13 protein-coding genes and 8 pseudogenes are annotated in these 25,028 nt (G+C 61.4%); 8 read left to right on the top strand and 13 right to left on the bottom strand.

The annotated features are described in order from the left end of the window. Positions 1 to 18 precede the first annotated feature (18 nt). The 4 genes and pseudogenes from tnpB to QEN71_RS42770 all read right to left on the bottom strand — a co-directional run bounded on the left by tnpB (position 19) and on the right by QEN71_RS42770 (position 2,086). Complete coding sequence (gene tnpB, locus QEN71_RS42785) at positions 19 to 372, bottom strand: IS66 family insertion sequence element accessory protein TnpB (RefSeq protein WP_233472208.1); 354 nt, start codon at positions 370 to 372, stop codon at positions 19 to 21. Continuing rightward, entirely contained in the window at positions 372 to 914 is a 543-nt protein-coding gene (gene tnpA / locus QEN71_RS42780; RefSeq protein ID WP_233472207.1) for an IS66-like element accessory protein TnpA, read from the bottom strand. Before tnpA ends, tnpB begins: the two co-directional genes overlap by 1 nt. A 27-nt stretch (positions 915 to 941) precedes the next feature. Continuing rightward, positions 942 to 1,199: pseudogene (locus tag QEN71_RS42775) on the bottom strand (transposase zinc-binding domain-containing protein); the annotation flags it as partial. Between the two features lie 8 nt (positions 1,200 to 1,207). Further along, positions 1,208 to 2,086 (bottom strand): tyrosine-type recombinase/integrase, encoded by an 879-nt coding sequence (locus tag QEN71_RS42770; RefSeq protein ID WP_201662438.1) that lies wholly within the window; start codon positions 2,084 to 2,086, stop codon positions 1,208 to 1,210. Between the two features lie 215 nt (positions 2,087 to 2,301). Here QEN71_RS42770 and QEN71_RS42765 point away from each other — a divergent pair, with 215 nt between their 5' ends. From QEN71_RS42765 to QEN71_RS42745, 5 genes and pseudogenes are all read left to right on the top strand, one after another. After that, positions 2,302 to 3,102, top strand: coding sequence for an IS5 family transposase (locus QEN71_RS42765; protein WP_407675482.1), 801 nt, complete (start codon positions 2,302 to 2,304; stop codon positions 3,100 to 3,102). Between the two features lie 16 nt (positions 3,103 to 3,118). Further along, positions 3,119 to 3,325: pseudogene (locus QEN71_RS42760) on the top strand (transposase domain-containing protein); the annotation flags it as partial. Between the two features lie 35 nt (positions 3,326 to 3,360). Beyond that, positions 3,361 to 3,444: pseudogene (locus QEN71_RS42755) on the top strand (IS3 family transposase); the annotation flags it as partial. Between the two features lie 166 nt (positions 3,445 to 3,610). Further along, complete coding sequence (locus tag QEN71_RS42750) at positions 3,611 to 4,249, top strand: tyrosine-type recombinase/integrase (protein WP_233472244.1); 639 nt, start codon at positions 3,611 to 3,613, stop codon at positions 4,247 to 4,249. A 52-nt stretch (positions 4,250 to 4,301) separates the two neighbouring features. Then, positions 4,302 to 4,460: pseudogene (locus QEN71_RS42745) on the top strand (ATP-binding protein); the annotation flags it as partial. Between the two features lie 204 nt (positions 4,461 to 4,664). Here the strand turns inward: QEN71_RS42745 and QEN71_RS42740 are convergent. Both QEN71_RS42740 and QEN71_RS42735 read right to left on the bottom strand, forming a co-directional pair. Continuing rightward, positions 4,665 to 4,922 (bottom strand): hypothetical protein, encoded by a 258-nt coding sequence (locus QEN71_RS42740; protein ID WP_201662899.1) that lies wholly within the window; start codon positions 4,920 to 4,922, stop codon positions 4,665 to 4,667. A 296-nt stretch (positions 4,923 to 5,218) separates the two neighbouring features. Then, complete coding sequence (locus tag QEN71_RS42735; RefSeq protein WP_201662902.1) at positions 5,219 to 5,884, bottom strand: IS6 family transposase; 666 nt, start codon at positions 5,882 to 5,884, stop codon at positions 5,219 to 5,221. 48 nt (positions 5,885 to 5,932) lie between these two features. Here QEN71_RS42735 and istA (QEN71_RS42730) point away from each other — a divergent pair, with 48 nt between their 5' ends. After that, a complete protein-coding gene (istA, locus tag QEN71_RS42730; protein WP_438287382.1) occupies positions 5,933 to 7,000 on the top strand; it encodes an IS21 family transposase in 1,068 nt (355 codons plus the stop codon). A 127-nt stretch (positions 7,001 to 7,127) separates the two neighbouring features. Here the strand turns inward: istA (QEN71_RS42730) and istB (QEN71_RS42725) are convergent. The 5 genes and pseudogenes from istB (QEN71_RS42725) to istA (QEN71_RS42705) form a co-directional block, all read right to left on the bottom strand. After that, a pseudogene (gene istB, locus QEN71_RS42725) lies at positions 7,128 to 7,894 on the bottom strand (IS21-like element helper ATPase IstB). Between the two features lie 12 nt (positions 7,895 to 7,906). Next, positions 7,907 to 8,575: pseudogene (locus QEN71_RS42720) on the bottom strand (Mu transposase domain-containing protein); the annotation flags it as partial. An 85-nt stretch (positions 8,576 to 8,660) separates the two neighbouring features. Beyond that, a complete protein-coding gene (istB, locus tag QEN71_RS42715) occupies positions 8,661 to 9,449 on the bottom strand; it encodes an IS21-like element helper ATPase IstB (RefSeq protein WP_201662945.1) in 789 nt (262 codons plus the stop codon). Positions 9,450 to 9,454: 5 nt separating this feature from the next. After that, positions 9,455 to 10,975: an IS21 family transposase gene (gene istA / locus QEN71_RS42710; RefSeq protein ID WP_201662948.1), complete on the bottom strand. Its 1,521-nt coding sequence runs from the start codon at positions 10,973 to 10,975 to the stop codon at positions 9,455 to 9,457. A gap of 217 nt (positions 10,976 to 11,192) precedes the next feature. Next, positions 11,193 to 12,032, bottom strand: a pseudogene (gene istA / locus QEN71_RS42705) (IS21 family transposase); the annotation flags it as partial. A 182-nt stretch (positions 12,033 to 12,214) separates the two neighbouring features. Here istA (QEN71_RS42705) and istB (QEN71_RS42700) point away from each other — a divergent pair. Both istB (QEN71_RS42700) and QEN71_RS42695 read left to right on the top strand, forming a co-directional pair. After that, positions 12,215 to 13,027, top strand: a complete 813-nt coding sequence (gene istB / locus QEN71_RS42700; protein ID WP_377792216.1) for an IS21-like element helper ATPase IstB — start codon at positions 12,215 to 12,217, stop codon at positions 13,025 to 13,027. 147 nt (positions 13,028 to 13,174) lie between these two features. After that, positions 13,175 to 14,200 carry an IS110 family RNA-guided transposase gene (locus QEN71_RS42695; RefSeq protein WP_201663008.1) on the top strand — a complete coding sequence of 342 codons (1,026 nt, stop codon included), beginning with the start codon at positions 13,175 to 13,177 and terminating at the stop codon, positions 14,198 to 14,200. 300 nt (positions 14,201 to 14,500) lie between these two features. Here the strand turns inward: QEN71_RS42695 and QEN71_RS42690 are convergent. Together QEN71_RS42690 and QEN71_RS42685 are read right to left on the bottom strand one after the other, a co-directional pair. Further along, positions 14,501 to 14,596, bottom strand: a pseudogene (locus QEN71_RS42690) (IS6 family transposase); the annotation flags it as partial. Between the two features lie 31 nt (positions 14,597 to 14,627). Then, positions 14,628 to 24,620, bottom strand: coding sequence for a non-ribosomal peptide synthetase (locus tag QEN71_RS42685; RefSeq protein ID WP_290468330.1), 9,993 nt, complete (start codon positions 24,618 to 24,620; stop codon positions 14,628 to 14,630). Positions 24,621 to 25,028 lie beyond the last annotated feature (408 nt).

Raw genomic sequence — 25,028 nt, 5'->3', positions numbered from 1 at the left:
TACGTGCAACGTACCGGGCTAGCTGGCGTGCTCGTAATGGCGTGCAGGATGACGGCGAAGCGCGTCGATGTCGATGCCGTCGAGCAGCCAGTGGAGCTGCTGCGTCGTCAGCTCGATCACTTCCTGATCGCGTCGCGGCCACACGAAACGGTCCTGCTCGAGGCGGCGCAACAACAGCCAGAAGCCGGTGCGCTCGTACAGCAGGAGCTTGATCCGGTTGCATTTACGGTTGCGAAACGCGTACACGGCGCGAGCGAGCAGATCCAGTCGCATCGAATTCTCAACCAGAGCGGCAAGGGTATTGATACCGCACCGGAAGTCGACCGGCTCGCGATGCAGATAGACCCGCAGGTCGTCAGCGAAGCGCAGCATCACCGGCTCCTCAATGCGTCGATCATCGCTGTGAGCAGCGCCGCGTCCTGTTGCATACATTCAAGTTCAAGACTCACCCCGTTGGGCAACTGCGCCATCAGGCGTGACGGCAACGGCGGGCGTTGCGACGGACGCATCGGTTCACGCCGCGCAGCAGCCGGCTGGGCGTCGGGCAGGGACGGCATGTGAGGCAAGTGCACAGGTTCGGCATCAACCGCTTCCAGAACAGGAACAAATGCCGGCGCACTGGCTGGTGTCGGCTGCCGTTCAGTTCGCGAGCGTGTCTTTTTACGCTCGAGGCCAATCCACTTGCGAAGCTGGTTGGCGTTCACGCCAGCCTTCAGTGCCAGCCCGGCAACGGAGGCTCCCGGCTTCTGGCACGCTTCGATCAGCTTGCGCTTGCCATCACGGTCGTACCGGTTCTTGCCGTCGGCCGATTTACCGATCACCCGCAATGGCAGGAAGTCAAAGTCACTTTGTAGGTCAGTCATAAGCTGCGTCCGCAATGTGGTGGCTGCGGACGCAATCTTGTTCCTTCTCATACACCGGCTCCAGATGAGTCGGAACTACCGCTTACGTTCGAGCCATTGTGCACGTGCGAGCGACTGGCACTTCGGACAGTGCCGATTGCGGCAGGAGTCGTAGGCGATGCGCTGATGGCCGCACGCGTCGCACTGCTCGACATGGCCGCCGAGCGCGGCAGTACGACACAGCTCGATCGCACTCATTACCCGCCGCTGGACAAGACTGAGCCCGTCGGCATGCGTCTGCCGGTACTGCGGGCCACAGCGGCGAAAGACGTCCGCCACCTCGAGCGCCGGACGCATCGCCGGCTTCAGAAGTACTCGGGCGCGGGCGGCGGCGATGGAATCGGTGCAGGGTGCGGCAGCAGATCGAAGGGACTCGCCGTGGCACACACGGTGCTGGTCGCGATTCTCAAGTAGCGCGAAGTGGTCGCAAGGGACCTGTGGCCCATGAGCAGCTGGATCCTGCGCACGTCGGTGCCGTTCTCTAGCAGATGAGTTGCGAACGCATGCCTCAAGGAATGCGGTGTTATCGGCTTCTGGATGCCACATCGTTGGCGTGCGAGAGCGCAGATTCGCGAGACGGCGCCTCGCGTGATGGGGTGTCCAGGTATGTCGCCCGGGAACAGCCACTCCCTCGGGTGGGCGTCCTGCCAGTACAGTCTCAGGATCTCGAGCGGCCTCGGCGAGAGCATTATGTAGCGGTCCTTACGGTTCTTCCCCTGGTTCACACGAATGACCATGCGCTTGCTGTCGATGTCCGTGACCTTCAGGTGGACGACTTCCGACACGCGCAGACCGGCTGCGTAGGCAACCATCAGGATGGTCCGATGCTTCAGGCTGGGGATCGAGTCGAAGAAGGTGGTGATCTCCTCCAGGCTGAGGACAACCGGCAAGCGGACCGGCTTCCTCGGCAATGGGAAATCCTCGTCACTCCAGTCACGTTTGAGCGTCACGCGGTAGAGGAAGCGCAGTGCGCCAATCGCCGGGCTGAGACTGGCGGGTGCGAGCTTGCGTTCTTCGCGGAGGTAGATGAGCCAGGCTCGCATCTCCTCGGGACCCAGCAGTTCGGGCGAACGGCGAAAATGACGGGCGAAACTGGATACCTGAATCAGATAGGACTTCTGTGTGTTATCGGCGAGATTGCGGATCTCCATGTCGTGCAACATGCGTTGGCACAGCGGCGTCATGACTGACCTCCTGAGAGCAGTGGTGGAGCCCGGTTGGGCATCCACATACTGCTCCTGGAGGTATCTGCGTCCCCTCGTTGGGATCCTGCGTCAGTTCACCGCCACAATGAACGTCAGCCATCGGCTCTCGCACTCCTCCCCCTACCGCGTCAGCGGTTTAGACGGTGTTATGAACTTTTTGTATAACCTGGTATCCTGGGCGCATGACAAAAGAAATGCGCAGGCCTTACCCAACAGACGTGTCCGACGAAGAGTGGAGTTTCGTGGCGCCGTATCTGACATTGATGAATGAAGCGGCCCCGCAGCGCAAATACGAACTGCGCGAAATGTTCAACGCGTTACGCTGGATCGTGCGTGCCGGTGCGCCGTGGAGAATGATGCCCAACAACTTTCCTGCGTGGGAGATGGTGTACCAGCAGACCCAGCGGTGGCTGCAGGCAGGTTGTTTTGAGAACATGGTCTGCGATTTACGCTCGATCATCCGTGTTGCGCAAGGTCGGCAGGGCCAGCCCAGCGCCGTGATTCTGGATGGGCGGACGATGCAATCCACTTGCGAGAGTGGTCCACGTGCGGGCTATGACGGCTACAAACGCAAGCGTGGCAGCAAAGTCCATATCGCGGTCGACACGCTGGGACATTTGCTTGCGGTACATGTGACACCGGCGAATGAACAGGAGCGCGCGCAGGTAGGCGAACTCGCGCGTCAGGTGCAGGACGTTACGGGAGAGACGGTCAAGGTGGCCTTCGCAGATCAGGGCTACACAGGTGAAGATGCTGCTCACGCTGCACGCAATGAGGGCATTGAGCTGCAGGTCATCAAACTGCAGGAAGCGAAAAAAGGCTTCGTGCTGCTGCCCCGGCGCTGGGTGGTCGAGCGCAGCTTCGGCTGGCTCAACCGTTTTCGCCGCCTCGCGCGCGACTATGAGCGATTACCTGAAACATTGGCTGGGCTTCATTTCGTTGTCTTTGCCATGCTTATGCTCGTGCATGCAGTGCCAGTACTTCGAAGTTCATAACACGGTCTAGTACAATCGCCGGAACTGGTTGTTCGCGGGCTCGCTTCGCGCCGGCGAACGTGCCGCTGCCATCATGAGCCTGATCCGCTCGGCACAGTTGAACTGGCACGATCCGCTCACCTATCTGAAGGGCGTGCTCACGCGCCTGCCAACACATCGCGCTTCTGACATCGAGCAGTTGCTTCCTCACTGCTGGGCTCCCGCCTTGCCCGATCACAGCTAGCCAGCTCGCTCCCGTGCCTTCACCGGGCGCTTACCTACATCCGGTACTACAATCATGATCGTATCAAGCTGAAGCTCAAGGGCCTCAGTCCCGTCGAGTACAGGATTCGATTCGCTTGAAATTCGTTCACCCACCGTCCAACTTCTGGGGTTCAGTTCACTTTATGATGGACACGATGCTCCTATGCGCAGGCCGCGAACCTCAACCTGACTTCATCGGACCCTTACGGCGCTTCCGCTGAAGCGGACTGAGAGCCGTCTGGTGAGCCATCTGACTCAGCAGGAAATGCAGGCAATATTGGATGCCCCAATTCCGTCCGGCTGGTTCGGGGTTCGAGACCGTGCCATGCTTCACGTTTGCTTCGCCGGGGCCTTGCGCGCATCCGAACTCGTTGGATTGCGCCTTAGTGACTTGGCCATGCAGCCATATGCGAGTGTTGTCGTTCACGGAAAGGGTCGGAGACAACGATGCCTTCCTCTGTGGAAAGAGACGGCTTCTGCATTAAAGGCGTGGTTATCCGTAAGAGGCACCGTCAGTACACCGGAAGTGTTCATCAATGCTCGGGGAGAAGCTATGACCCGATCCGGCTTCCAGCATGTGTTACGAAAGCATGCCGCCGTCGCGTCGAAGGCTTGCCCATCCATCTCACGAAAACGTGTATCACCGCATGTGCTGCGGCATACCTCAGCGCTTACGGTCCTGCAGGCGACAAAAGACCTGCGAAAAGTCTCCCTATGGCTCGGTCATGCGAGCATGCAGACGACTGAAATGTACACACGGATCGATCAGACCGTGAAACTGGAGGCACTCGAATCTGTCGTGGCGCCGAAGCTACGCTCTGGTCGGTTCAAGGCGACAGACAGGTTAATTGCGTCGTTGAACACGGCGCATATTACGCATCGACGGAAGACCGTTGGACGCTGACGGTAGCGGGGTTCGTGCCAGCGGACTCCGCATAAGATTGTTCAGCGCATTACAGATTCCAATTGAGAACTGGCACGCGGTACTCGGGGATCCGACGCTCGCCGACGCCATTCTCGATCGACTCGTGCACAACACCTATCGCGTCAATCTCAGCGGCGAGTCGATGCGCAAACACAAAAAGAGTTTGACCGACAAACCCCGATCAGAGTAAAAATCGAAAACCCCGCGTCGCTGCGCTCCAACTGTCCAGCTTCGCGCGAATCAGCCGTCCACCTTCACGCGAAACGCGTGTCCAGCTTCCACGAATTACGCATGCAAGTCTCTTGCAACGAAGGTCTGGCGAACCACATTGTCCCCGAGTCATGCGTGTACCCGTGAGTACTAGCCGTCGAGATTCCCGTATGCCCACATCCCGTCATTCCAGATCGAACAGTGCGCGATCTGCCTCCCGGGACAAATACTCGTCCATCATCTGCCGGAATTCGGCTTCGTCGAACTCGCCGCGATCGACACGTCGCAGGATCGCTTCGCCGGCGAGTTGGGTCTTGCGCTCACGATCCGCCTTCGTCTGCCTGTACGCCTGTTGGCTTGCCTTCTGGGCGGCTTTGCGGGCTTCCTTCAGCTCATCGAGTTTCTTGTCCGTTGCCGCGAGGCGCTTTTTCAGAAGGGTCATGGCGTTGCATCCGGGGCGATTGGGGTGCGGCGATTCTAACGTTTACTCAGACTCCAGAAACACGAACGCCGACCTTTGCAAAGTCGGCGTCTGTGCCGGTCTTCCCCGACTGCCAGTTCGTGCTGTGGTTGCGCGAGTATTACCGGCCCTCGCGCGGGCGAGTGATCAACGGTCGCCCTCACGGGCGCCGCTGTATCACAGATAATAGCACACGCCATCAGCGGGCTGACGCAAGGTTAAATGGTTCTGTCGCGATAACGATGGCAGATCAAATGAGTGAATGTACATAGGATTGCTTACATAGCCAGCAAGTAGAACTGCTCGGCAACCGTTCGGTCGACGCGATCGTCTTGCATCTGTCCCTTGCGGATCATATGCATCACTTCGATGCCAGACAGAATGATGCGGGCACAGCGAAAGTCCTTGAATCCCCTCATCGGTTTGATGATGCGTTTGATCGCTCGGTGGTCCTGCTCGATGATGTTGTTCAGATACTTGTTCTGGCGGATCTTGATCGGCGTGTCGCGCCCGGCGTTGAGAGCTTCGAGCGCAGCCAGATTCGCACCGCTCTTGTCCACGGTAATTGTCTCGGGCTCGCCGTTCTGGTCAGTCGACTTCTCAAAGTAGCGGCGCGCAGCGGCCTTGTCCCGATGGGCACGCAGCAGGAAATCGACTGTGTTGCCCTGCTTGTCGACAGCGCGGTACAAATACTTCCATTGGCCTTTGACCTTGACGTACGTCTCGTCCATCCTCCAGCTCTTGCCCACCGGGAGCTTGTGGCGGCGAAACGCCTTCTCAAACAGCGGTACGAGCTTCATAACCCAGCGGTGCACGCTCGAATGGTCGACCTCGATGCCTCGCTCTGCCATCATCTCCTCGAGATTTCGCAGGCTCAACGAGTAAGCCACATACCAGCGTACGCACAGTGTCGCGCGCAGTTGTAAATTGATACAGCAACGCAGTTAGGAATTGATACGCCTCGTTGTAGGGTTGCTCCCTTTGAGCGGCCCGTGATCAGCTACGAGGAGTACATGGAAATCGAGATTCTGCGTCGCCAGGGAAACAGCCTCCGGGACATCGCTGTCGAGACCGGTATGGCAGTCAACACAATCAGGAAGTATCTGGAATCGGGGCCGCCACAACGCAAGGCCCGCCAGCCAGTCGCCGGCAAGCTTGCGCCGTTCAAGGGATATCTGCAGGACCGCGTTGAAGCAGCGAAACCGGACTGGATTCCAGCGACGGTACTCAAGCGGGAGATTGAGGAGCGCGGATACACGGGCGGCTTACGCCGGGTGCAGGAGTACCTGCAGAAGCTTCGACCCGCTGCACGTCCCGACCCGGTAGTCAGATTCGAAACAGAGCCGGGACATCAGATGCAGATGGACTGGATTGAGTTTCGTAAGCCGGGGCACAAACTCGGCATGCTCGCGGCGTTCGTTGCGACGTTGGGCTACAGCCGCGTCAGCTACGCGGAGTTTGTCACTGACATGCGTATCGAAACGCTGCTGGCTTGCCACGTGCGGGCATTCGAGGCATTTGGCGGCGTCGCCAGAGAGATCGTGTACGACAATATGAAGACGGTGATTCTGAAACGTGATGCCTATGGCAAGAAGCAGCACCGATATCATCCGGGATTCGCTGACTTCGCCAAACACCATGGGTTCGTACCTCGCGTGTGCAAGCCATACCGCGCGAAGACGAAGGGCAAGGTCGAGCGTATGAACGGATATCTGCGCTACAGCTTCTGGGTCCCGTTGGTTTCAATGCTCAAACAGGCAGGGCTCACAGCCGACTGCGGCCTGTGCAATGAGCGCGTCAGACTGTGGTTGCGCGACGTCGCCAACGTCCGTGTGCACGGCACGACCAAACGGATTCCGGCCGAAGTGTTGCTTGAGGAGCGGCCGCATCTTCTGCCACTACCGGCACCCTACGTGGGACGATCGGTTAGAACCGGTGCGACGCCACATCAGCAGCCGAAACCAGCATCACGGTACGCGACCTCGGAGTGGAACAAACCGCTGCAGCACCCATTGTCGGTCTACGACGCGTTCAGCCGCGCACAGGAGGTAAGCGCATGACGCCACAACTCGAACGACTGACGGTGTTGTGCAAGTGCGTATTTCGGCGAACGTGACCGCCGATTTCGGGAACGTGACCGATTCGGCAAGGTCGGGCGTTGCGCGGTTTCGATTGTAGATTTCCTCGCTAGTTCTGGTCGAGTTCTGGTTCGAGCACGCTTGGTTTCGGAGATGGTTTTCTAAGAGATTCGCCCGTCAGTTTGATGCGGTGATGTCGCTGCATAAGGCGATCGAGCATTGCGTCGGCGATCGTCTCGTGCCTATCCAGCCATGCCAGTGTTCGATTGGTAGCTGGCTGGTCACGATCGTGGCTTTGCCGGCAGATCGGTCGTCAATCATCTCGAGCAAATCGTTTCGGACCATCGCGTCGAGCGGAGCCATTCCCCAATCGTCCAGCAGAAGAACATCAACGCGAGCAACCTGCAGCAGCCATTTGGTGAAGCCGCCGTTGCCGTGGAGGACGCGCAGTTCCTCGCCGAGGCGCGGCACACGTAGGTACAACGCGGAGTGCCCGCGTCGGCAGGCATACTGCGCGAGGGCGCAAGCGAGCCATGATTTACCTGCGCCGGTTGGGCCGCTAATGAGCAGGCTGTATCCAGATTCGACCCAGTCGCCGAGAGCCAGGCTTGTGAGCGAACGCGGGTCCACGCCTCGACCAGCGCGGGTGTCGAGATCTTCGATGGCGGCCTGCGGATACTTCAGGCGCGCTTGCTTGAGCAGTCGGGTGCGGCGACGATCATCGCGCCAACTTGCTTCCCGGTCGACCAGCAACGACAGGCGTTCCTCGAAGCTCAGAGCCGCCGTGCCGGGCTGCGTCAGCTGCTCTTCCAATCCGTCAGCGAACCCATCCAACTTCAGGGTGCGTAGTTGCGTCAAGGTTTGATGCATCATCATGGCGGGTTCTCTTTATTGGTAGTAGCTGGAGCCGCGTACATGCGCGTGACTCGGACTGACCCATTCGACAGGCGTGGTCGCTGCCGCGCGGTCGCGGTTGTTGATAAGGATGTCGCGCACGTGGCGGTAACGATGCACACCCAATTCGAGCGCCAACGCACACGCCGCTTCGAGGCGGTCGCGACCATAGCGACGTGAGAGTGAGAGTAAGCCGAGGCACGCCCGATAGCCGTGCTCGGGATGGCGCTGTTCCTGCAGAAGCCGCGCGACGAGCGCGCCGGTGGCGCCGCCAATCTGCTGACCCCAGTGGATAAGCCGCTGCGGAGTCCATTCGAGATGGGCGCGGTGTGCCGCCGGCATGTGCTCGACGGCGGTGGTGTAGCCTCCTACGCGATCATTGCGAGCATGGCTGGCCACACGGCGACCGCGATGCAACAACTCGACAGCACCCGCAGTGATGCGCGCATCGAGCTTGAGTCCGACAAGCGCGTGCGGGACGCTGTAGCGATGTTTATCGATCTCGATGTGGTAGTCGATGTGGACCGTCACTGCCTTGAACCGCGCGAGCTCATACGGCTGCACCGGCAGTGGCTGTAGGGCCGGCGCGTCTAATTCGGTGAACGCGCTGGCGCGGCATCCAGGCAGCTTCTGAAACGGGCGCTCGTTCAAGTTCTTCAGTAGCTGTCACGGGGCGGCGTAATGGAGCCGGGGATGGGCGGCGTAATGGCGCCAGCAGAAACGGGGTAAAACGCGGATTCGAACAGTTTCAAGATTGCGGTCTTTTACCGTTTTTAGCAACCGCATTTTCGCTGCTTTCAGGCATCGGCTTTGGCTTGCGGAAGCTCTCGCCTTCTATGACGACACGATAGGCACCATGACGAAGGCGGTCGAGCGTGGCGGCTCCGAGAATGCGGTTGTCAGGGAAAGCCTCACCCCATTCACTGAAGTCCAGGTTTGAAGTCAGGATCGAGGCTGCCCGCTCATACCTGGCGGCAATCAGGTCATGGAAGTCTTCGTCATGAGGTGCGCGAAGTGGCTTGAGCGCGAAGTCGTCAACGATAAGCAGCGGCACACGCACGAACTGCTGGAACTTGCGTTCATAGAGATCCGTGGCGCGCGCTGCGTGCAGCTTCTTGAGCAGATCCGTCTGCGTGATGAACAGTACGTCGCAACCCTGGCGTACGGCGCAATGCCCGAGCGCCTGCGCCAGATGCGATTTGCCGACGCCTGTCTGGCCGACCATCAGGACGCAGACCTTCTCGTCGATGTAGCGGCCGGTGGCGAGGTCGTGAACGTGCGCCCGGTTTAGCTTTGGCAGCCGGTCGAAGTCGAAGGTCTCGAGCGTCTTGCCTAGCGCGAAGCCGGCGCGGGTGATCCGCGCGCCGAACTTCTTCTGGTCGCGTCGTGCGACCTCGTCATGCAGAAGCATGGCAAGGAACTCGGTGTAAGCGAGTTGCCCCTCGATTGCCTGCCGGTTGCGCTGCTCAAGCGAGTCGAGGACCCCGGACAGGCGCAACTGCTTGAGGATGGTGTTCAGTTCGGGACTTGGATTCATGACACTCAGTGCAGAAGGATGGACTGGAGATCACGGCCGAAGCGACCGCCGTTCAGGTACGTGTCGGATGGTGCCGGTGTTTGTGTGGCTGCCTGCTCGCTATCGAGTCCCTTGTCGAGAATGGTCTTGACGGTGCGATACTTCGGGTTCGCGAACGCGAGTGCGCGCTCGCAGGCGGCGTTCAGGCGCACATCACCGTACTTCTCGCGCAAACGCACAAGGCCCTGCGCGCCCCTCAGGTTGACGAGCACCTTGTCGTTGAACATTGCGAGGATCACTGCGTGGCAGGCAGGCCCGATGTCCTTTGCACGCGCCAGACACCACTGCGGGTCATGTTCAAGCCATGCCTGCGCCTCTGGCGGCTGATGATCACGCACCGTATGGCGGTCGCCAGGCTTGCGTAGTCGCGGATGGGTCGCGACGAGCTCGTGGCGGTGGAACGCCTGCACGACCGTGTCGGTGGCCTTCAGCCACAACTGCTTGCCCACCAGCGTGAAGGGCACTGAATAGAGCACGTTCTTGTAGACGACGTGGCCGTCGGTATGCACCTTCACCTCGCTCCACACTGCCAGCACCGGCGGCACGTCAGGCAGCCGCGTGAGCAGCGGGCGTTCGATCGCAAAGCGCGCGAGTGGCTGGTCGCGGGTCGTGCCGTGCTCGCGGGTGCCCGCCTGCTGGGAGACCCACTCGCGCAATTGCCGGTTGGCGTCGGTCAGATCCCGGAACTCGCGTAGTGGTACGAAGGACTTCTTGACGTATTTGACTCCGGATTCAACGATTCCCTTCTTGGCCGGGTCGTGCGGTGGACATGCGTCGATCCGGAATCCATATCCCTCGGCTAGCGCGGCATAGGAGCGCTGGACTGCGGGTTCATAACGGCAGGCCTTGATGATCGCGCACTTCGCGTTGTCTATGATGACCCGGCCAGGGCAACCGCCGAACCATTCAAACGCCCGCCGGTGGCAGGCCAACCACGTCTCGACCGTCTGGTCCAGGACGATCTCCGCGTACTGGTGACGCGACCAGCAGAGCGTCATCACAAAGATCCACGTCTTGAGCGGAAGGCCTGACTCGTGCCTGAGCACCGGCCCGGCGCCAAAGTCAACCTGGGCGGCGTCCGCTGGCGCAAATTCGAGGATCGTCGTCGTGCCGACCGGATGACGCTCGGCGGCCAGGCGACGCAGCATGCGCTTCACGGCGTCATAGCTGCCGGTGTAGCCGTGATTGCGCTGAAGGGCGGCATGGATCGTGGTGCCCTGCACGCCGGCGGCCGCCCAGCTTCGGATCTGTTCACGAAACGGCTCTGCCGTCGACACGCAGGTGTGCGGCAAGTGCGGCGAGCGACCAAAAACGCCAGCGATCACTGCGTCATCCGGCAGCGGCTGGGCGGGATCGAGCCATCCCCGTGCCTCGGCCTGGCGCCGCACAGTCGTCAGCTTCTTGCGTCCCATCAAGCCGCCGCGAGCGATGTCGCGGTCGGAATCGCCTTGCCGCATGCGGACAAGGACTTGGCGGTACTCGAACAATTCGAACCTCCTGTTGGCCATGGACGCTCCGTTCAAATAGAACGGAGCGTACCGACTTGAAAAGTTCGAATCGCGCTCTAGCCCTGGTGCTGCTGGCGCCTATGCGCCGCCTTTCGGGTGGCTCCTTTACGCCGCACGTGAGGTGGCGCCATTACGCCGCCCCTCAGGTGGCGCCTTTATGCCGCCCTCGAAATGGCTCCATAGTGCCGCACGGTGACAGTAGCGGGCGGATCGCGTCGTCCACCGACTGGACCGACTCGAACTGGCGATGACGCAGGCGCGCCATGATCCAACGTTCGACCACCTGAACCGCCACTTCAACCTTCGGCTTATCCTGCGGGCGATAAACGCGTGCAGGCAGAAATGAGGTGCCGTAGTGACGCGCGAAGTCCAGCACGGTGTCGCCGGCGCGAGGCTCATAGCGATCGGGATCGGCGATCATCGCGCGCGGGTTGTCCGGCACGATCAGCTGGGGAACGCCGCCGTAGAAGGTCAGCGCGCGGGCGATACCACTCAGCCAGTCCTCCATCGTCTCGGCCGGCGTGGCGCATGCGAATGTATAGCTCGATGCGCCCATGGCGGCCACGAAGATGTGCGCGCGGCGCCCTGTGGTCAACGGCAACGTGGGACCGGCGAAGTCGACGAATAGTTTCTCGCCAGCACGGTGGATCTGCCGCATGGAGCGCTTCAGCCGTTTCGCGAACGCCTTATAGTGCTCGCAGAACTGCGTGTAACGGTAAGTCTTCCGATTCGCGAACTCCGCCTGATATTCCTCCCACAACAACGTCAGCGTCACGCCCTTGCGGCGCAGCTCTTGATGAATGCGACCGTAGTCGGGCTGTGCATAGGCCGCGGGTCCGGTGGGTTTGCCAAGAAGCCGTCGCTCGAGCTCGCCTTCGTCCATATCACAGGCGATCGCCCAATCCAGCCCGGCGGCACCCGCCAGTCCGACGTACTTCGTGACCACGCCCTTGGAAATGCCCAGCGACGCGGCGATTCGATCATGCGAGAAGCCGCCGTCGAACTTAAGTCGTAAAACGTCCTTGATCATGCGCATGTTCATCCGGTGCGCGGGCATGCTCTCTCCGGCAAAAGCCGGCGAGCATAGCTCGCGTGGTTGATGTCATGCGCAACGCCAGTCCTGTCGTCCGGTCCGTTCGGTCACGTTCCCGAAACGGCCGGTCACGTTGCCGAAATCGCCGGTCACGATCCCGAAACGGCCGGTCACCTTGGTCCGAAATACGCAGCAAGCAGCTCAACCTGCTGCACTTGCCAACACAGATTGCGCATCTCGGCCAGATGGCCGCGAAGCGCGAGCTCGGCTATCTCGACTTCCTCGAACAGGCCTTGAAGGATGAAGCGATGGCACGCGCGGAGCGAATGCGCCGGATGCTGACGCGTCTGGCTGGCTTCCCGGCAATCAAGACGCTTGATGAGTTCGACTTCGAATTCGCGCTCGGCGTGCCGAAAGCACTGGTTCTCGAACTCGGCAGTCTTGCCTTTGTGGAGCGTGCCGAGAATGTCGTGCTTCTCGGACCCAGTGGCGTTGGTAAAACCCATCTTGCTGTCGCGCTTGGATATCGTGCAACGCAGGCCGGGTTTCGCACCCGCTTCATCACCGCCGCCGATCTGCTGATGCAATTGACGACAGCGTTGCGCCGCAACCAGCTTGAGGAAACCATCAAGCGAATTACGAAGCCCTACAAGCTTCTCATCATCGACGAGATGGGATACCTGCCCATGGACCGGGAGCAGGCGAACCTGCTCTTCCAGGTGGTCGCCAAGCGGTACGAAACCGGTAGTCTCATCCTGACCAGCAATCTGCCGTTCGGCCAGTGGGACCAGACCTTCGCTGACGACGCAACGCTCACGGCGGCGCTCCTCGACCGGCTGCTTCATCACGCACACGTCGTGCCGATCTCCGGCGACTCGTACAGGCTGAAGGAAAAACGACAGGCCGGCATGATCAACCGCATCCCACCGCCGCACCTAAACGACGCGGACGACATCAAACGCAAACGCAGTTCGAAGGAGGCAGCCTCCAGTCATTGACCGCATGAGCGGGTGTATCAAATTACGATTGCGTTTGCGTCCGAAGCTGTATCAACTTAATGGGATGGACGCCCCCACCCGATACGGCATCAATGTGCCAGAGTGGAAGTGTCGAAGCAACCACCTAACCCGAGGGGAGCGCCCATCATGAAGATTACGACAATTGGCATCGATCTGGCTAAATCTGTGTTTGCTGTGCATGGCGTAAATGAGCATGGCAGAGCGGTCTTGAAGAAGGTGCTCAAGCGGGATCAGATGCTGCCGTTCTTCGCGAACCTGCCAGCCTGTGTGATCGGGATAGAAGCCTGCGGGAGCGCTCACTACTGGGCCCGAAAGCTTCAGGGCATGGGACACACCGTTCGCCTAATCGCACCACAGTTCGTGAAACCGTACGTCAAGACGAACAAGAACGACGCGGCCGACGCCGAAGCCATTTGCGAGGCAGTCGCGCGGCCCAACATGCGATTTGTGCCGATCAAGAATGTCGAGCAGCAATCAGTGTTGTCGCTACATCGCGTACGTCAGGGCTTCGTAAAAGCCCGTACGGCACAGGCGAACCAGATCCGCGGACTGCTTAGCGAATTTGGGCTCGTCGTTCCACAGGGCATTGCTCACATCGCCCGTCGCGTGCCAGCTTTAGTTGAAGATGCGGCTAACGACCTGACCGGATCGTTCCGGTTGCTGATTCAACGTTTGATGGAACATCTGAAGGAGCTCGATCGACAGGTCCGGGATCTGGAGGCACAGATCCAAAGATGGCATCGCGACAATGACGCGAGTCTCAAGCTCGCGCAGGTGCCCGGCATTGGGCCGATTACGGCAACTGCATTAGTAGCTTCGGTCGGTGATGCCAAAGGCTTCACCAGCGGGCGCCAGCTCGCTGCATGGCTCGGCCTGGTACCCAAACAGAATTCAAGCGGCGGAAAAAATATTCTGCTCGGCATCAGTAAGAGGGGCGACACTTATTTGCGAACCTTGTTGATCCACGGGGCGCGTGCCGTCATCCGGGCTGTTCAACGCAGGAACGATCAAGAAGGTTGGCTGCCTCGCCTGCTACAGCGTCGCAATCCCAATGTGGTAGCAGTCGCGCTGGCCAACAAGAACGCCCGGATCGTATGGGCGTTGCTGGCTCACGGGCGGTCATACCAGCTCGGTTATCAAGCTGCCGGCTGAACGTGTAATCCCCGACGGCAACAATCTCGCCACAAAAGAAGGACACTTCCACCGATTGCCTGGGCAATCATGACGTGATGGCAACACAGGTCAGACCGTGACGGGTCAAACCCGACAAATCTCAAGGAGCGCCAAGCTCGCCAACTTGATCGGGACCCCGTCAGCATATTCCATCAGGGACAGCCGGCCTGCGCACGGCAACAAAGTCCGGATGCATGGCTGCAATCATGACCTTCGATACATCGCATCATGAAAGCTTGGCAAACCGGGGGCGTCCATGCATGAGATTGCGTTTGACAACAGCACGATCACGTCCAACGGATAGTGCAGTCGCTTGAGAACTTTGCCGATGCCCGGAGGCAACGTCGCGCGTGGTGTCTTCTTCGTCTGGCCCATGCTGTTCGTCATTCAGGATCGAACGCAAATTTTAACCCGGCACCTTGGCGCGACAGAACCCTATTTGCACCACAACCCTCGGCGGCGCCTGCGATTGCCGCCGACGGTCTGGTGAATTGTTCAAGGCTATCGAAAGGCATCGAGCCAGAACTCGGCGGTTTTCTGGGGTGTTCATCATCGTCGTGTGGTCACCCGGAACGGACACGGCGTGAATGGCTTCAGCACGTAAAACCCTGCCCCACCCCCGCAACGGCGAACTTGCGTCCTGACCTATTGAACCTCGTGCACGACGGCTGCGGACAGGTCCGTTGACATAAAACTGGTTGATCTCGATTCCAAGAGATGGAGCTTCATACAAGTCCAGTGCCCTTTGGAACTGCGCGGCCTTTTCATACGTCAGAAGAAGGCTTTCTAGATCACGGTCCTGGGGTATCGCCCCAATTTGCTGTGCCTTTTGAATCAGTTGACCAATCGAGCTGTTTGCAGCAAATCGTTCTAAGACCTGGAAGCTGTCATCTTCCAAGAATTCCACAGAATCCAGCAGCACTTCCCGTGCCATTTGGGTCGGCGATAAGCTTCGTCGATTTGCAGGTAACGCAGCATCCATGAAGGCCATGAATGACACAGCTTCATTCAGATTCACTAAGTGCTGCGCAATCGCGTAAGCCAAGATTGCCCCTGATGAGTATCCAGCAAAGCGATACGGTCCATGTGGCTGGATCTCTCTAACTGCTAGCATTACTTCCGCCGCTAGTGCCTCAAGAGTTAGTGGACGTTCGTCGTCGAAATGCGGCCATGGCAAAGCATAGACCGGACAGTCGACGTCCATTTCCTTCACAAGGGCGGGGACATAGGAACAATCGCCCAATCCTGTGGGAACAAAGAAGAGAGGTGGCTGTGATCCCGTTTCCAGAACGGGAATCACTTGCGGACTGCTGGGCTGTCGCTTCAAATGAATCTTCGATGCGAGCTCCCTCAGAACAGGGGCTTGGAAGAGGTCGGCAGCGCTAAACGTCAGCCCTGCTTTTTGTGCTCGACTGATCAGCTGCACCGCCAATAGCGAGTGCCCGCCGAGCGCAAAGAAGTGGTCGTGGCGTCCGACCCGCTCCACACCGAGAAGCTCGGCCCAGATCTGTGCCAGCGTGATCTCGACCTCGCCTTGCGGCGCCTCATAGGCGCGATGCGCATACGCCTCATCGTCCGGCGCCGGCAGCGCCTTGCGATCGAGCTTGCCATTCACTGTCAGCGGCAGCGCCGCCAGCCGCACAAACGCGCTCGGCACCATGTAGTCCGGCAGCCGCGCACTTAAGTGCGCCTGCAAGACGCCCGCAAGCCCGCCTCCATCACCCTCGTCCGAGCCGGCCTCGGGCGCACACACCACATAGGCCACCAGCCGCTTCTCGCCGGCACCGTCCTGCTGCGCCACCACCGCATCGCGCACCCAGGCGTGCTCGATGAGCCGCGCCGCAATCTCCCCCGGCTCGATGCGGAAGCCGCGGATCTTCACCTGATCGTCGTTGCGGCCCAAAAACTCAAGATTGCCGTCCGGCAGATACCGCGCCAGATCGCCAGTGCGGTACAGCCGGTCGCCCTCGACAAAGGGACTGGCGATGAACCGCCCCGCGGTCAGCTCGGGCCGGTTCAGATACCCCCGTGCTACCCCCGCCCCGCCGACATAGAGCTCCCCGACCGCGCCAAACGGAACCGGCGCACCGTGCCCGTCAAGCAGATACACCCGCGTGTTCGCAATCGGATGGCCGATCGGGACAATGGCGCCATCAAACTCATCCGGACAACTCCACGCTGTCACGTCGATCGCAGCTTCGGTCGGACCGTACAGATTGTGCAGGCCTGTCCAAGGCAAGAGGCGCCGAACCTTATGCACACTGGCGGCAGGAAGCGCCTCGCCGCTGCATAAAACACGCCGCAGCGACGTGCAGCGGTCAACACTCTTCGCATCCATAAAACTGACCAGTATGGATGGCACGAAGTGAACCGTCGTGATGCGCTCGCCGATGATCAAGTCAACCAATGCAGCGGGATCTCTGTGCGCATCCGGAGGCGCCAGCACCAGGGTCGCCCCTTCAAGCAACGTCCAGAAGAACTCCCAGGCCGAGACATCGAAGCCAAATGGCGTCTTCTGCAACACGACATCAGTTGCCTTGAGACCATAGGCGTTTTGCATCCAGATCAGGCGATTAACGATAGCCCGATGCTCATTCTGTGCCCCCTTGGGCGCGCCGGTGGATCCGGAGGTGTAGATCACATAGGCGAGATGGCGCGAGGTCAGGCCGAGCTCACGCGGGTCCGGATCGGAGACCGGCAGGTTCGCCCACTCCGGCGTCGCCGTCTCTAGATCGACCACCGTCAGATCGAGCAGCGCATCGGCCCCCAGCGCGGCACGGCCGGCCGCATCGGCCAGCAGCAGCGGCGGCGCCGCATCCTCGAGCATCTGGCGCAACCGCGCCGACGGATAGGCCGGATCCAGCGGCAGATAGGCGCCACCCGCCTTGAGGATCGCCAACAGCCCGACCACCATCGCCACACTGCGCGCAACGCAGATCGCCACCGGCTGGTCCGGCGTCACCCCAAGCCCGATCAGATGATTCGCCAGCTGGTTGGCCCGCGCATTGAGCTCGCCATAGCTTACGCGCTGGTCCTGATAGACCACCGCCACCGCATCCGGCGCCTGGCGCACCTGGGCCTCAAACAGCTCATGGATGCACTGCTGCTCAGGATACGTCACCGCCGTCCGGTTCAGCTCCTCCAGCAGATACGTGCGCTCGGCAGTCGACAGCAGCTCAATCCGGTGGACCGTTTGCTGAGCATCGGCAGCCATCGCCCGCAGCAGCGCCAGCAGATAGCCTCGTTGCCGCTCGATGGTCGCCTGATCAAACAGCGCCGTGGCATAACCCAACGTTCCGGCGATCTCCTCGCCATGCTCGCCAAGGCTCAGCTCCAGATCGAACTTGACCTGATCGAACGCCTCCCCGGTAGTTTCGACGCTCAGCCCCGGCAGGTCCAATGACGTAACCGCATTGTTCTCCCAGGCCAGCATCACCTGGAATAATGGCGTATGATCAAGAGCCCGGGGCGGCCGCACGATCTCCACCACCTGCTCGAACGGCAGGTCCTGATGCTCCTGCGCAGCCAGCACCGTGCGCCGTGTCCGCTCCAGAAGCTCCGACACGCGCGGCCTACCCGACAGGTCCAGCCGAAGCGCCAGCGTGTTGACGAAGAACCCGATCAGCCCTTCGATCTCGCGGTGCCCCCGATTGGCGCTCGGCACGCCAATCACAAGATCGTCCTGCCCCGACAGACGAGACAGCACCGCCGCCCAGGCCGCCAGTATCGTCATGAACAACGTCGTGCCATGCTGCAGGCTCAGCCGCTTCAGTTCCCGCGTCAGATCCGCATCGATCACGACCGTCACACTGGCCCCGGCAAACAACTGCTCTGCCGGCCGAGGCCGATCTGTCGGCAAGGCCAGACGGGCCGGTGCGCCAGATAGATTGTTGCGCCAATATTGCGCCTGCTTCTGCAGCCGTTCCCCCGACAGCCATTGGCGTTGCCAGGCGGCGTAATCCAGATACTGGATCGCAAGCGGCGGCAGAGGATCGTCGTGCCCAGCCTCGAATGCCCGGTAGAGCTGGCTAAGTTCACGCAGCAGCACGCCCATCGACCAGCCGTCCGAGACGATGTGATGCTGGGTCAGCAGGAAGACGTGTTCCTCGTCCGACATCCGCACCAATCGTCCGCGGATCAGCGGACCGCGCGCAAGATCGAATGGCGTGCGCCCCTCTTCGTCACACAGGTCCAAAAGTGCCGCTTCGGCATCCGATCTCTCCCGCAGATCGTGCTCCACAACCGGCAGCCCCGCATCCTCCGGCAGAACCTCCACCCAGGGCTTGCCCTCCGGCGCGACAAACACGCTGCGCAGCGCCTCATGACGCGCCAACACACGGTCAAGGCTGCGCTGCCAGGCGCTGCGGTCGAGCCCACCCTTGAGCCGCCACCCGAGCAGAATGTGATAGTTCGTACTGCTCTGATCCAGCTGCGCCAAAAACCACAGCCGCTGCTGCGCAAACGACAGCACAAGCGGCGCTTCACGCGATACCGCCACAATGGCTGGCAGGTCTTGCGCGCCGGAGCGGCTCAACCCATCCATGATACTCGCGGCCAGATCGGCCAGCACCGGTTTGGCAAACAGCGTGGTCAACGGCAGTGTGAAGCCAATGGCCAGCGAGACCCGGCTCAACAGCTGCACCGCCAATAGCGAGTGCCCGCCGAGCGCAAAGAAGTGGTCGTGGCGTCCGACCCGCTCCACACCGAGAAGCTCGGCCCAGATCTGTGCCAGCGTGATCTCGACCTCGCCTTGCGGCGCCTCATAGGCGCGATGCGCATACGCCTCATCGTCCGGCGCCGGCAGCGCCTTGCGATCGAGCTTGCCATTCACCGTCAGCGGCAGCGCCGCCAGCCGCACAAACGCGCTCGGCACCATGTAGTCCGGCAGCCGCGCACTTAAGTGCGCCTGCAAGACGCCCGCAAGCCCGCCTCCATCACCCTCGTCCGAGCCGGCCTCGGGCGCACACACCACATAGGCCACCAGCCGCTTCTCGCCGGCACCGTCCTGCTGCGCCACCACCACCGCATCGCGCACCCAGGCATGCTCGATGAGCCGCGCCGCAATCTCCCCCGGCTCGATGCGGAAGCCGCGGATCTTCACCTGGTCATCGTTGCGGCCCAAAAACTCAAGATTGCCGTCCGGCAGATACCGCGCCAGATCGCCTGTGCGGTACAGCCGGTCGCCCTCGACAAAGGGACTGGCGATGAACCGCTCCGCGGTCAGCTCGGGCCGGTTCAGATAACCGCGCACCACCCCCGCCCCGCCGACGTAGAGCTCCCCGACCGCGCCAAACGGAACCGGCGCACCGTGTCCGTCAAGCAGATACACCCGCGTGTTCGCAATCGGACGGCCAATCGTCTCAACGACAACGTCCCCCCTTCGCACGCAGATCAAGGTTGAGTACGTGGTGGTTTCAGAAGGCGCATACAGATTACAAATCTTCTGGACCCGACTGCTCGCAAAGATCTTCTCAATCAATTCCGCCGTCAGCCACTCGCCCGCCAAATTGACGACGCTGGTCGAAGGCGGCACTGCTTTCCTGTCGACCAGAGCGGCGATCGCCGAGGGCACTGTGTTGATCAAAGAGATATCCAAAGACCTCCCGGCCAGCGCCAGCGCATTCTCGACAAGGTAAAACGTGCTTCCTTGCGAAAGCGGAACGAAGCACTCATAGACGGACAGATCGAAACTGATCGAGGTGGCAAACAGCGTGCGGCTGATCTCTGATGCCGTAAACACGTCGCTGCTCCAATGCAGCAGGTTCACCGTGCTCGCATGCTCAATCATGACGCCCTTGGGCGCGCCGGTGGATCCGGAGGTGTAGATCACATAAGCGAGATGGCGCGAGGTCAGGCCGAGCTCGCGCGGGTCCGGATCGGAGACCGGCAGGTTCGCCCACTCCGGCGTCGCCGTCTCTAGATCGACCACCGTCAGATCGAGCAGCGCGTCGGCCCCCAGCGCGGCACGGCCGGCCGCATCGGCCAGCAGCAGCGGCGGCGCCGCATCCTCGAGCATCTGGCGCAACCGCGCCGACGGATAGGCCGGATCCAGCGGCAGATAGGCGCCACCCGCCTTGAGGATCGCCAACAGCCCGACCACCATCGCCACGCTGCGCGCAACGCAGATCGCCACCGGCTGGTCCGGCGTCACCCCAAGCCCGACCAGATGGTGCGCCAGCTGGTTGGCCCGCGCGTTGAGCTCGCCATAGCTCAGTCTCTCGTTCTCATGCACCAGCGCCACCGCCTCCGGCGAGCGGCGCACCTGCGCCTCGAACAGCTCGTGGATGCACCGCTCCGACGGATACACCGCCTCCGTGCGGTTCAGCTCCTCCAGCAGATACCGGCGCTCCTGCCCCGGCAGGATCCCCAGCTCCCGCACCGGCGTGTTCGGCGCCCGCTCCAGCGCCTCCGCCAGCTGCGCGAGCGTGTGCTGCATGTAGCCGCAGACCCGATCCGCAGAAACCGGCCCGCTCACCTGCGCCGTCAGGCCCAGTGCTTCTTCGCAGTCCTCCACCGACAGGCTCAGCGGATAGTTGGTGCGCTCCTGCGCACCCAGCCATTCCATGCCGGACAGCACATCGGCTGCAGAGGCGGAGACCGCCGCCGGCGTATTGTGGCGGTAGTTCAACAGCGCGCTGAACAGTGGCGCCGGCGCCGCAACGCCGCTGCAGCGTTGCGCCAGCGCCAGCGAGGCATGCTCATGTACGAGCAGCTCGGCCAGCCGCGCGTGGGTGGTCCGCACGCTCGCCTCGACCCCGGTCCCGTCCAGGTCAAGCCGCAGCGGCAGCGTGTTGATGAACAGCCCCATCGCGCGGTCCGCGCCGCTGCCACCATGCATGCGCCCGAACAGCACCGTGCCGAACACCACCTGCTCGCGGTCGCTGCTGCGCGCCACCACCTGGCCCCAGGCCAGATGGCACAGGCTCGCCAGGCTCACCCCCAGCCGCCGCGCCTGCACCCGCAGCCGGTCGTTAAGCGCCTGCGGCAACTGCCGCCGCGCCTCGTCCACCCCGCTGCCGTCGCCGCGCACCTCGCCCAGCCCGAACGGCAGCGTCGGCCCGTCAATCTCCGAGAGCATCTCCCGGAAGAACTGCTCATGCGCCGGCTCTCCCACACCCAGCCGCGCCTGCGCTATCAGGTTGCGGAATGGCTGCGGCTCGGCCAGCTCATGCTCGCGTCCCTCCAGCACGGCCCGGACCTCGGCATGCATCAGCTCCAGCGTGGTGTGATCCCCGATCAGATGATGCTGCAGCTCCAGCAGCAGCCAGCGCGCGCTGCCGGGCTCGCGCGCAATCACAAACCGCAACAAGGGCGCCCGGCCAAGCTCGATGCGGTGCTGGCGCGGATCAAACCGATGCTTCAGCTGCGCGTCGCCCGGACCACAAGACCCGTCCAGCTCGACCTCGCTCACCTCCAGCAGCGCGTTCCGCCACACCACCTGGGCCGGGCGCGACAGCCCTTCCCAGACAAACGACGTCCGCAGGATATCGTGCCGATCCACCACCCGCTGAACCGCGGCAAGATAGCGCTCGAGCAGGTCACGGTCCGCAAACGCCATCTGCGAGACCAGCAGGTACGGATCGCCCTTTGTCGCCAACAGATGATGGAACAGGATGCCGTCCTGCAGTGGCGACAAGTCATAAATGTCCTGGATGTTGCCGACGCCGCCGGGCACTGTGGCGACGATCCGGTCGATCTCGCCCTGCTTCAGCTCAATCAGCGGCAGCATCTCTGGCGTGATCGCCGGACTCTGTTCGCTGATCAGGTTGGCCGGGACCGCCATCTCGTGATGGCTACTGAGGCTTGCAGCCAGGTCCGCCAGCACCGGCTTGACGAGCAAGGTGCGCACCTCGATGCGCAGTGACCGCCGCCGCAGCCGCTCCATCAGCTGCACCGCCAATAGCGAGTGCCCGCCGAGCGCAAAGAAGTGGTCGTGGCGTCCGACCCGCTCCACACCGAGAAGCTCGGCCCAGATCTGTGCCAGCGTGATCTCGACCTCGCCTTGCGGCGCCTCATAGGCGCGATGCGCATACGCCTCATCGTCCGGCGCCGGCAGCGCCTTGCGATCGAGCTTGCCATTCACCGTCAGCGGCAGCGCCGCCAGCCGCACAAACGCGCTCGGCACCATGTAGTCCGGCAGCCGCGCACTTAAGTGCGCCTGCAAGACGCCCGCAAGCCCGCCTCCATCACCCTCGTCCGAGCCGGCCTCGGGCGCACACACCACATAGGCCACCAGCCGCTTCTCGCCGGCACCGTCCTGCTGCGCCACCACCACCGCATCGCGCACCCAGGCGTGCTCGATGAGCCGCGCCGCAATCTCCCCCGGCTCGATGCGGAAGCCGCGGATCTTCACCTGATCGTCGTTGCGGCCCAAAAACTCAAGATTGCCGTCCGGCAGATACCGCGCCAGATCGCCTGTGCGGTACAGCCGGTCGCCCTCGACAAAGGGACTGGCGATGAACCGCTCCGCGGTCAGCTCGGGCCGGTTCAGATAACCGCGCGCCACCCCCGCCCCGCCGACGTAGAGCTCCCCGACCGCGCCAAACGGAACCGGCGCACCGTGTCCGTCAAGCAGATACACCCGCGTGTTCGCAATCGGACGGCCGATGGGGAGTCGTCGGACTGTCTGATCAATGGCGGTGATCTCGCAGACCGTCGCAAAGGTCGACGTCTCAGTTGAACCGTAGCAGTGCAAGAGATGTTGCGGTCGGCTTTGGCTCAAAACCCGGGCCACGGCCGCCGCATCAACCGCGCCACCACCAACTAGTAGAAATCGCAAACTCGCCAGCACCGGGCCTAACTCATCAACGCTCCGGCTGAACAACCCGGCAGTCAAATGCAGCATGGTGATGCGGTGCCGCCGAACCAGAGTGCGCAGCACCTCGGGCTGCAGTACAGCTGTGTGTGGAATCACAATTAGGCTGGAACCGTGCAGCAGTGGTGCCCAAACTTCCAGCGTACTGATGCTAAAGGCGGGACTGCCTACCCAGGCCACGCGATCACTCGAGGTGAGCTCCGCATAGCCGTTGTTGATGACGAGACGGTTGACAGCACGATGAGGAACAACCACGGCCTTCGGAAGGCCGGTCGACCCGGAGGTGTACATCACGTAGGCCGGAGCCTCGGCGGTCAATGCCAGGCCAGGATCGGTACTACACCCTGTTCCAGCCATGATCGGATCAATGGCCAGAATAGGAATCGGAATCTCAAGCCCGCCCTCATTCTCGTCACCTACAAGGATGAGGCGCACAGCACAGTCGGTCATAATCCAGCTTCGTCGCCCAACTGGACCGCCCCGATCAATCGGTACATAGACCCCACCCGCCTTCAGAACTGCCAGTTGTGCGACAACAAGAGCAATGCCTCGATCAAGCACTATCGCAACGCGCTCGCCCGGCTTCACCCCAAGCGCGATGAGATGATATGCGAGCCTGTTCGCCCGGGTATTGAGCTCGCCATATTTTAAGCGCGCGTCAGCATGGACCACGGCTACCGCATCCGGCGTCTTACGCACCTGCGCCTCGAACAGCTCATGGATACACCGGTCCGAAGGATAAGGCGTCGCCGTCCGGTTCAGATCCTCCAAGAGGCAGGTGCGCTCATCGGACGACAGCAGCCCGATGCACCCCAACGACTGCTGCGCATCGGTCATCACAGCACACAACAAATTCTGCAAATGCTGTGTCATACGCTCGAACTGATTAGGCTCGAGGCGACTTGCATCAAAGTGCCATCGGAAGCTCCCATCCAGAGCGCAAATCTCGAGCGTTACCAACTCACCGGAGCGAGCTATCTCAGAACTGGAGCTCGAAACCGACTCTTCAGCAGCAGAACAGCTCTCTCCCGTAAGCGTAACGCCAACCGGCCAGGGACGGCGCAATCGTAGCGCCTCCACACCGCTCAACGTCGGGCATCGCGCAATAAGATCCCGCGCAAAGGTATCCTGCGCGTTCAGCTGAGCGAATTCGGCCGCGACCGCCGTGCGCGCCTCTGCGAAATTGTTATCGAGGTCGATGGTAATTGCCATCGGCACGACAGACGCGACAAGCACCTCGAGCGCATTCACGCCGGCTCGCGATCCATTCGGCACGGGAGTCCATCCCAGTTGAAGCTCTGCTTCCCCGGTGATGCGGGCGAGATAGACCACCCAAGCAGTTAGCAAGAATTCCGCGCGATCACTGGGAGATAGCTCAGCCAACGCACCCGGCATGAGCCAAGCGGTCGATTGCCATGTCGCCGGAGCGTTGCCTTCTGACGACGAAAACGGAAGCTGAACTATCTTGAACTGCTCTAGTCGCTGTCGCCAGAACTCTTCACGAGATGCCAACAATTCATGGGCAACTGTTGTGCTCCGCGCCTCAGCTTTGCTTAAGATCGGTAAGCGGTTGCCTATATCCATGCCGGAATTCCTCGCCAGTGGCCGCGCATCCACTGGCCGACCATTTTAGCCGTCGAACCAAGCATCAACATCCTCGTACCTGTCGCCACATGCCAATTGCCGGGTGATTTTAAGGAGTGAGAGCCCGCCGATAAGCCCGAGCGGTTAGACGACACCTCCAAGCACCTGATCGCGACAACAGCCTTCACACATAGAACGATTGGAATGATACGACCTAAAGTCCAGGCGGTCGTTGTCCCCGAGAGATCTGGCGCGGGTCGATCCCCTCGCAGTGCAGCCCGCCACATCCGGACGTCGACGTTCGGGAAACTCGCGTCGGCGTATCTAGCGCCTGCGGACAGGCACTGAGCTCCTCTCCACTCGCCAAAACGGTCAGACGTTCGCGGAATACCTTGACTCCACCCTCGC

It is taken from the genome of Paraburkholderia sabiae (assembly GCF_030412785.1).
GTDB classification, from domain to species: domain Bacteria; phylum Pseudomonadota; class Gammaproteobacteria; order Burkholderiales; family Burkholderiaceae; genus Paraburkholderia; species Paraburkholderia sabiae.
This window is presented reverse-complemented; position numbering and strand designations above follow the sequence as displayed.

Coding starts and splice junctions, on each gene's coding strand:
- tnpB (WP_233472208.1), bottom strand. CDS start 372: ATGCTGCGCTTCGCTGACGACCTGCGGGTCTATCTGCATCGCGAGCCG.
- tnpA (WP_233472207.1), bottom strand. CDS start 914: ATGAGAAGGAACAAGATTGCGTCCGCAGCCACCACATTGCGGACGCAG.
- QEN71_RS42770 (WP_201662438.1), bottom strand. CDS start 2,086: ATGACGCCGCTGTGCCAACGCATGTTGCACGACATGGAGATCCGCAAT.
- QEN71_RS42765 (WP_407675482.1), top strand. CDS start 2,302: ATGCGCAGGCCTTACCCAACAGACGTGTCCGACGAAGAGTGGAGTTTC.
- QEN71_RS42750 (WP_233472244.1), top strand. CDS start 3,611: ATGCAGGCAATATTGGATGCCCCAATTCCGTCCGGCTGGTTCGGGGTT.
- QEN71_RS42740 (WP_201662899.1), bottom strand. CDS start 4,922: ATGACCCTTCTGAAAAAGCGCCTCGCGGCAACGGACAAGAAACTCGAT.
- istB (WP_201662945.1), bottom strand. CDS start 9,449: ATGAATCCAAGTCCCGAACTGAACACCATCCTCAAGCAGTTGCGCCTG.
- QEN71_RS42695 (WP_201663008.1), top strand. CDS start 13,175: ATGAAGATTACGACAATTGGCATCGATCTGGCTAAATCTGTGTTTGCT.
- QEN71_RS42685 (WP_290468330.1), bottom strand. CDS start 24,620: ATGGATATAGGCAACCGCTTACCGATCTTAAGCAAAGCTGAGGCGCGG.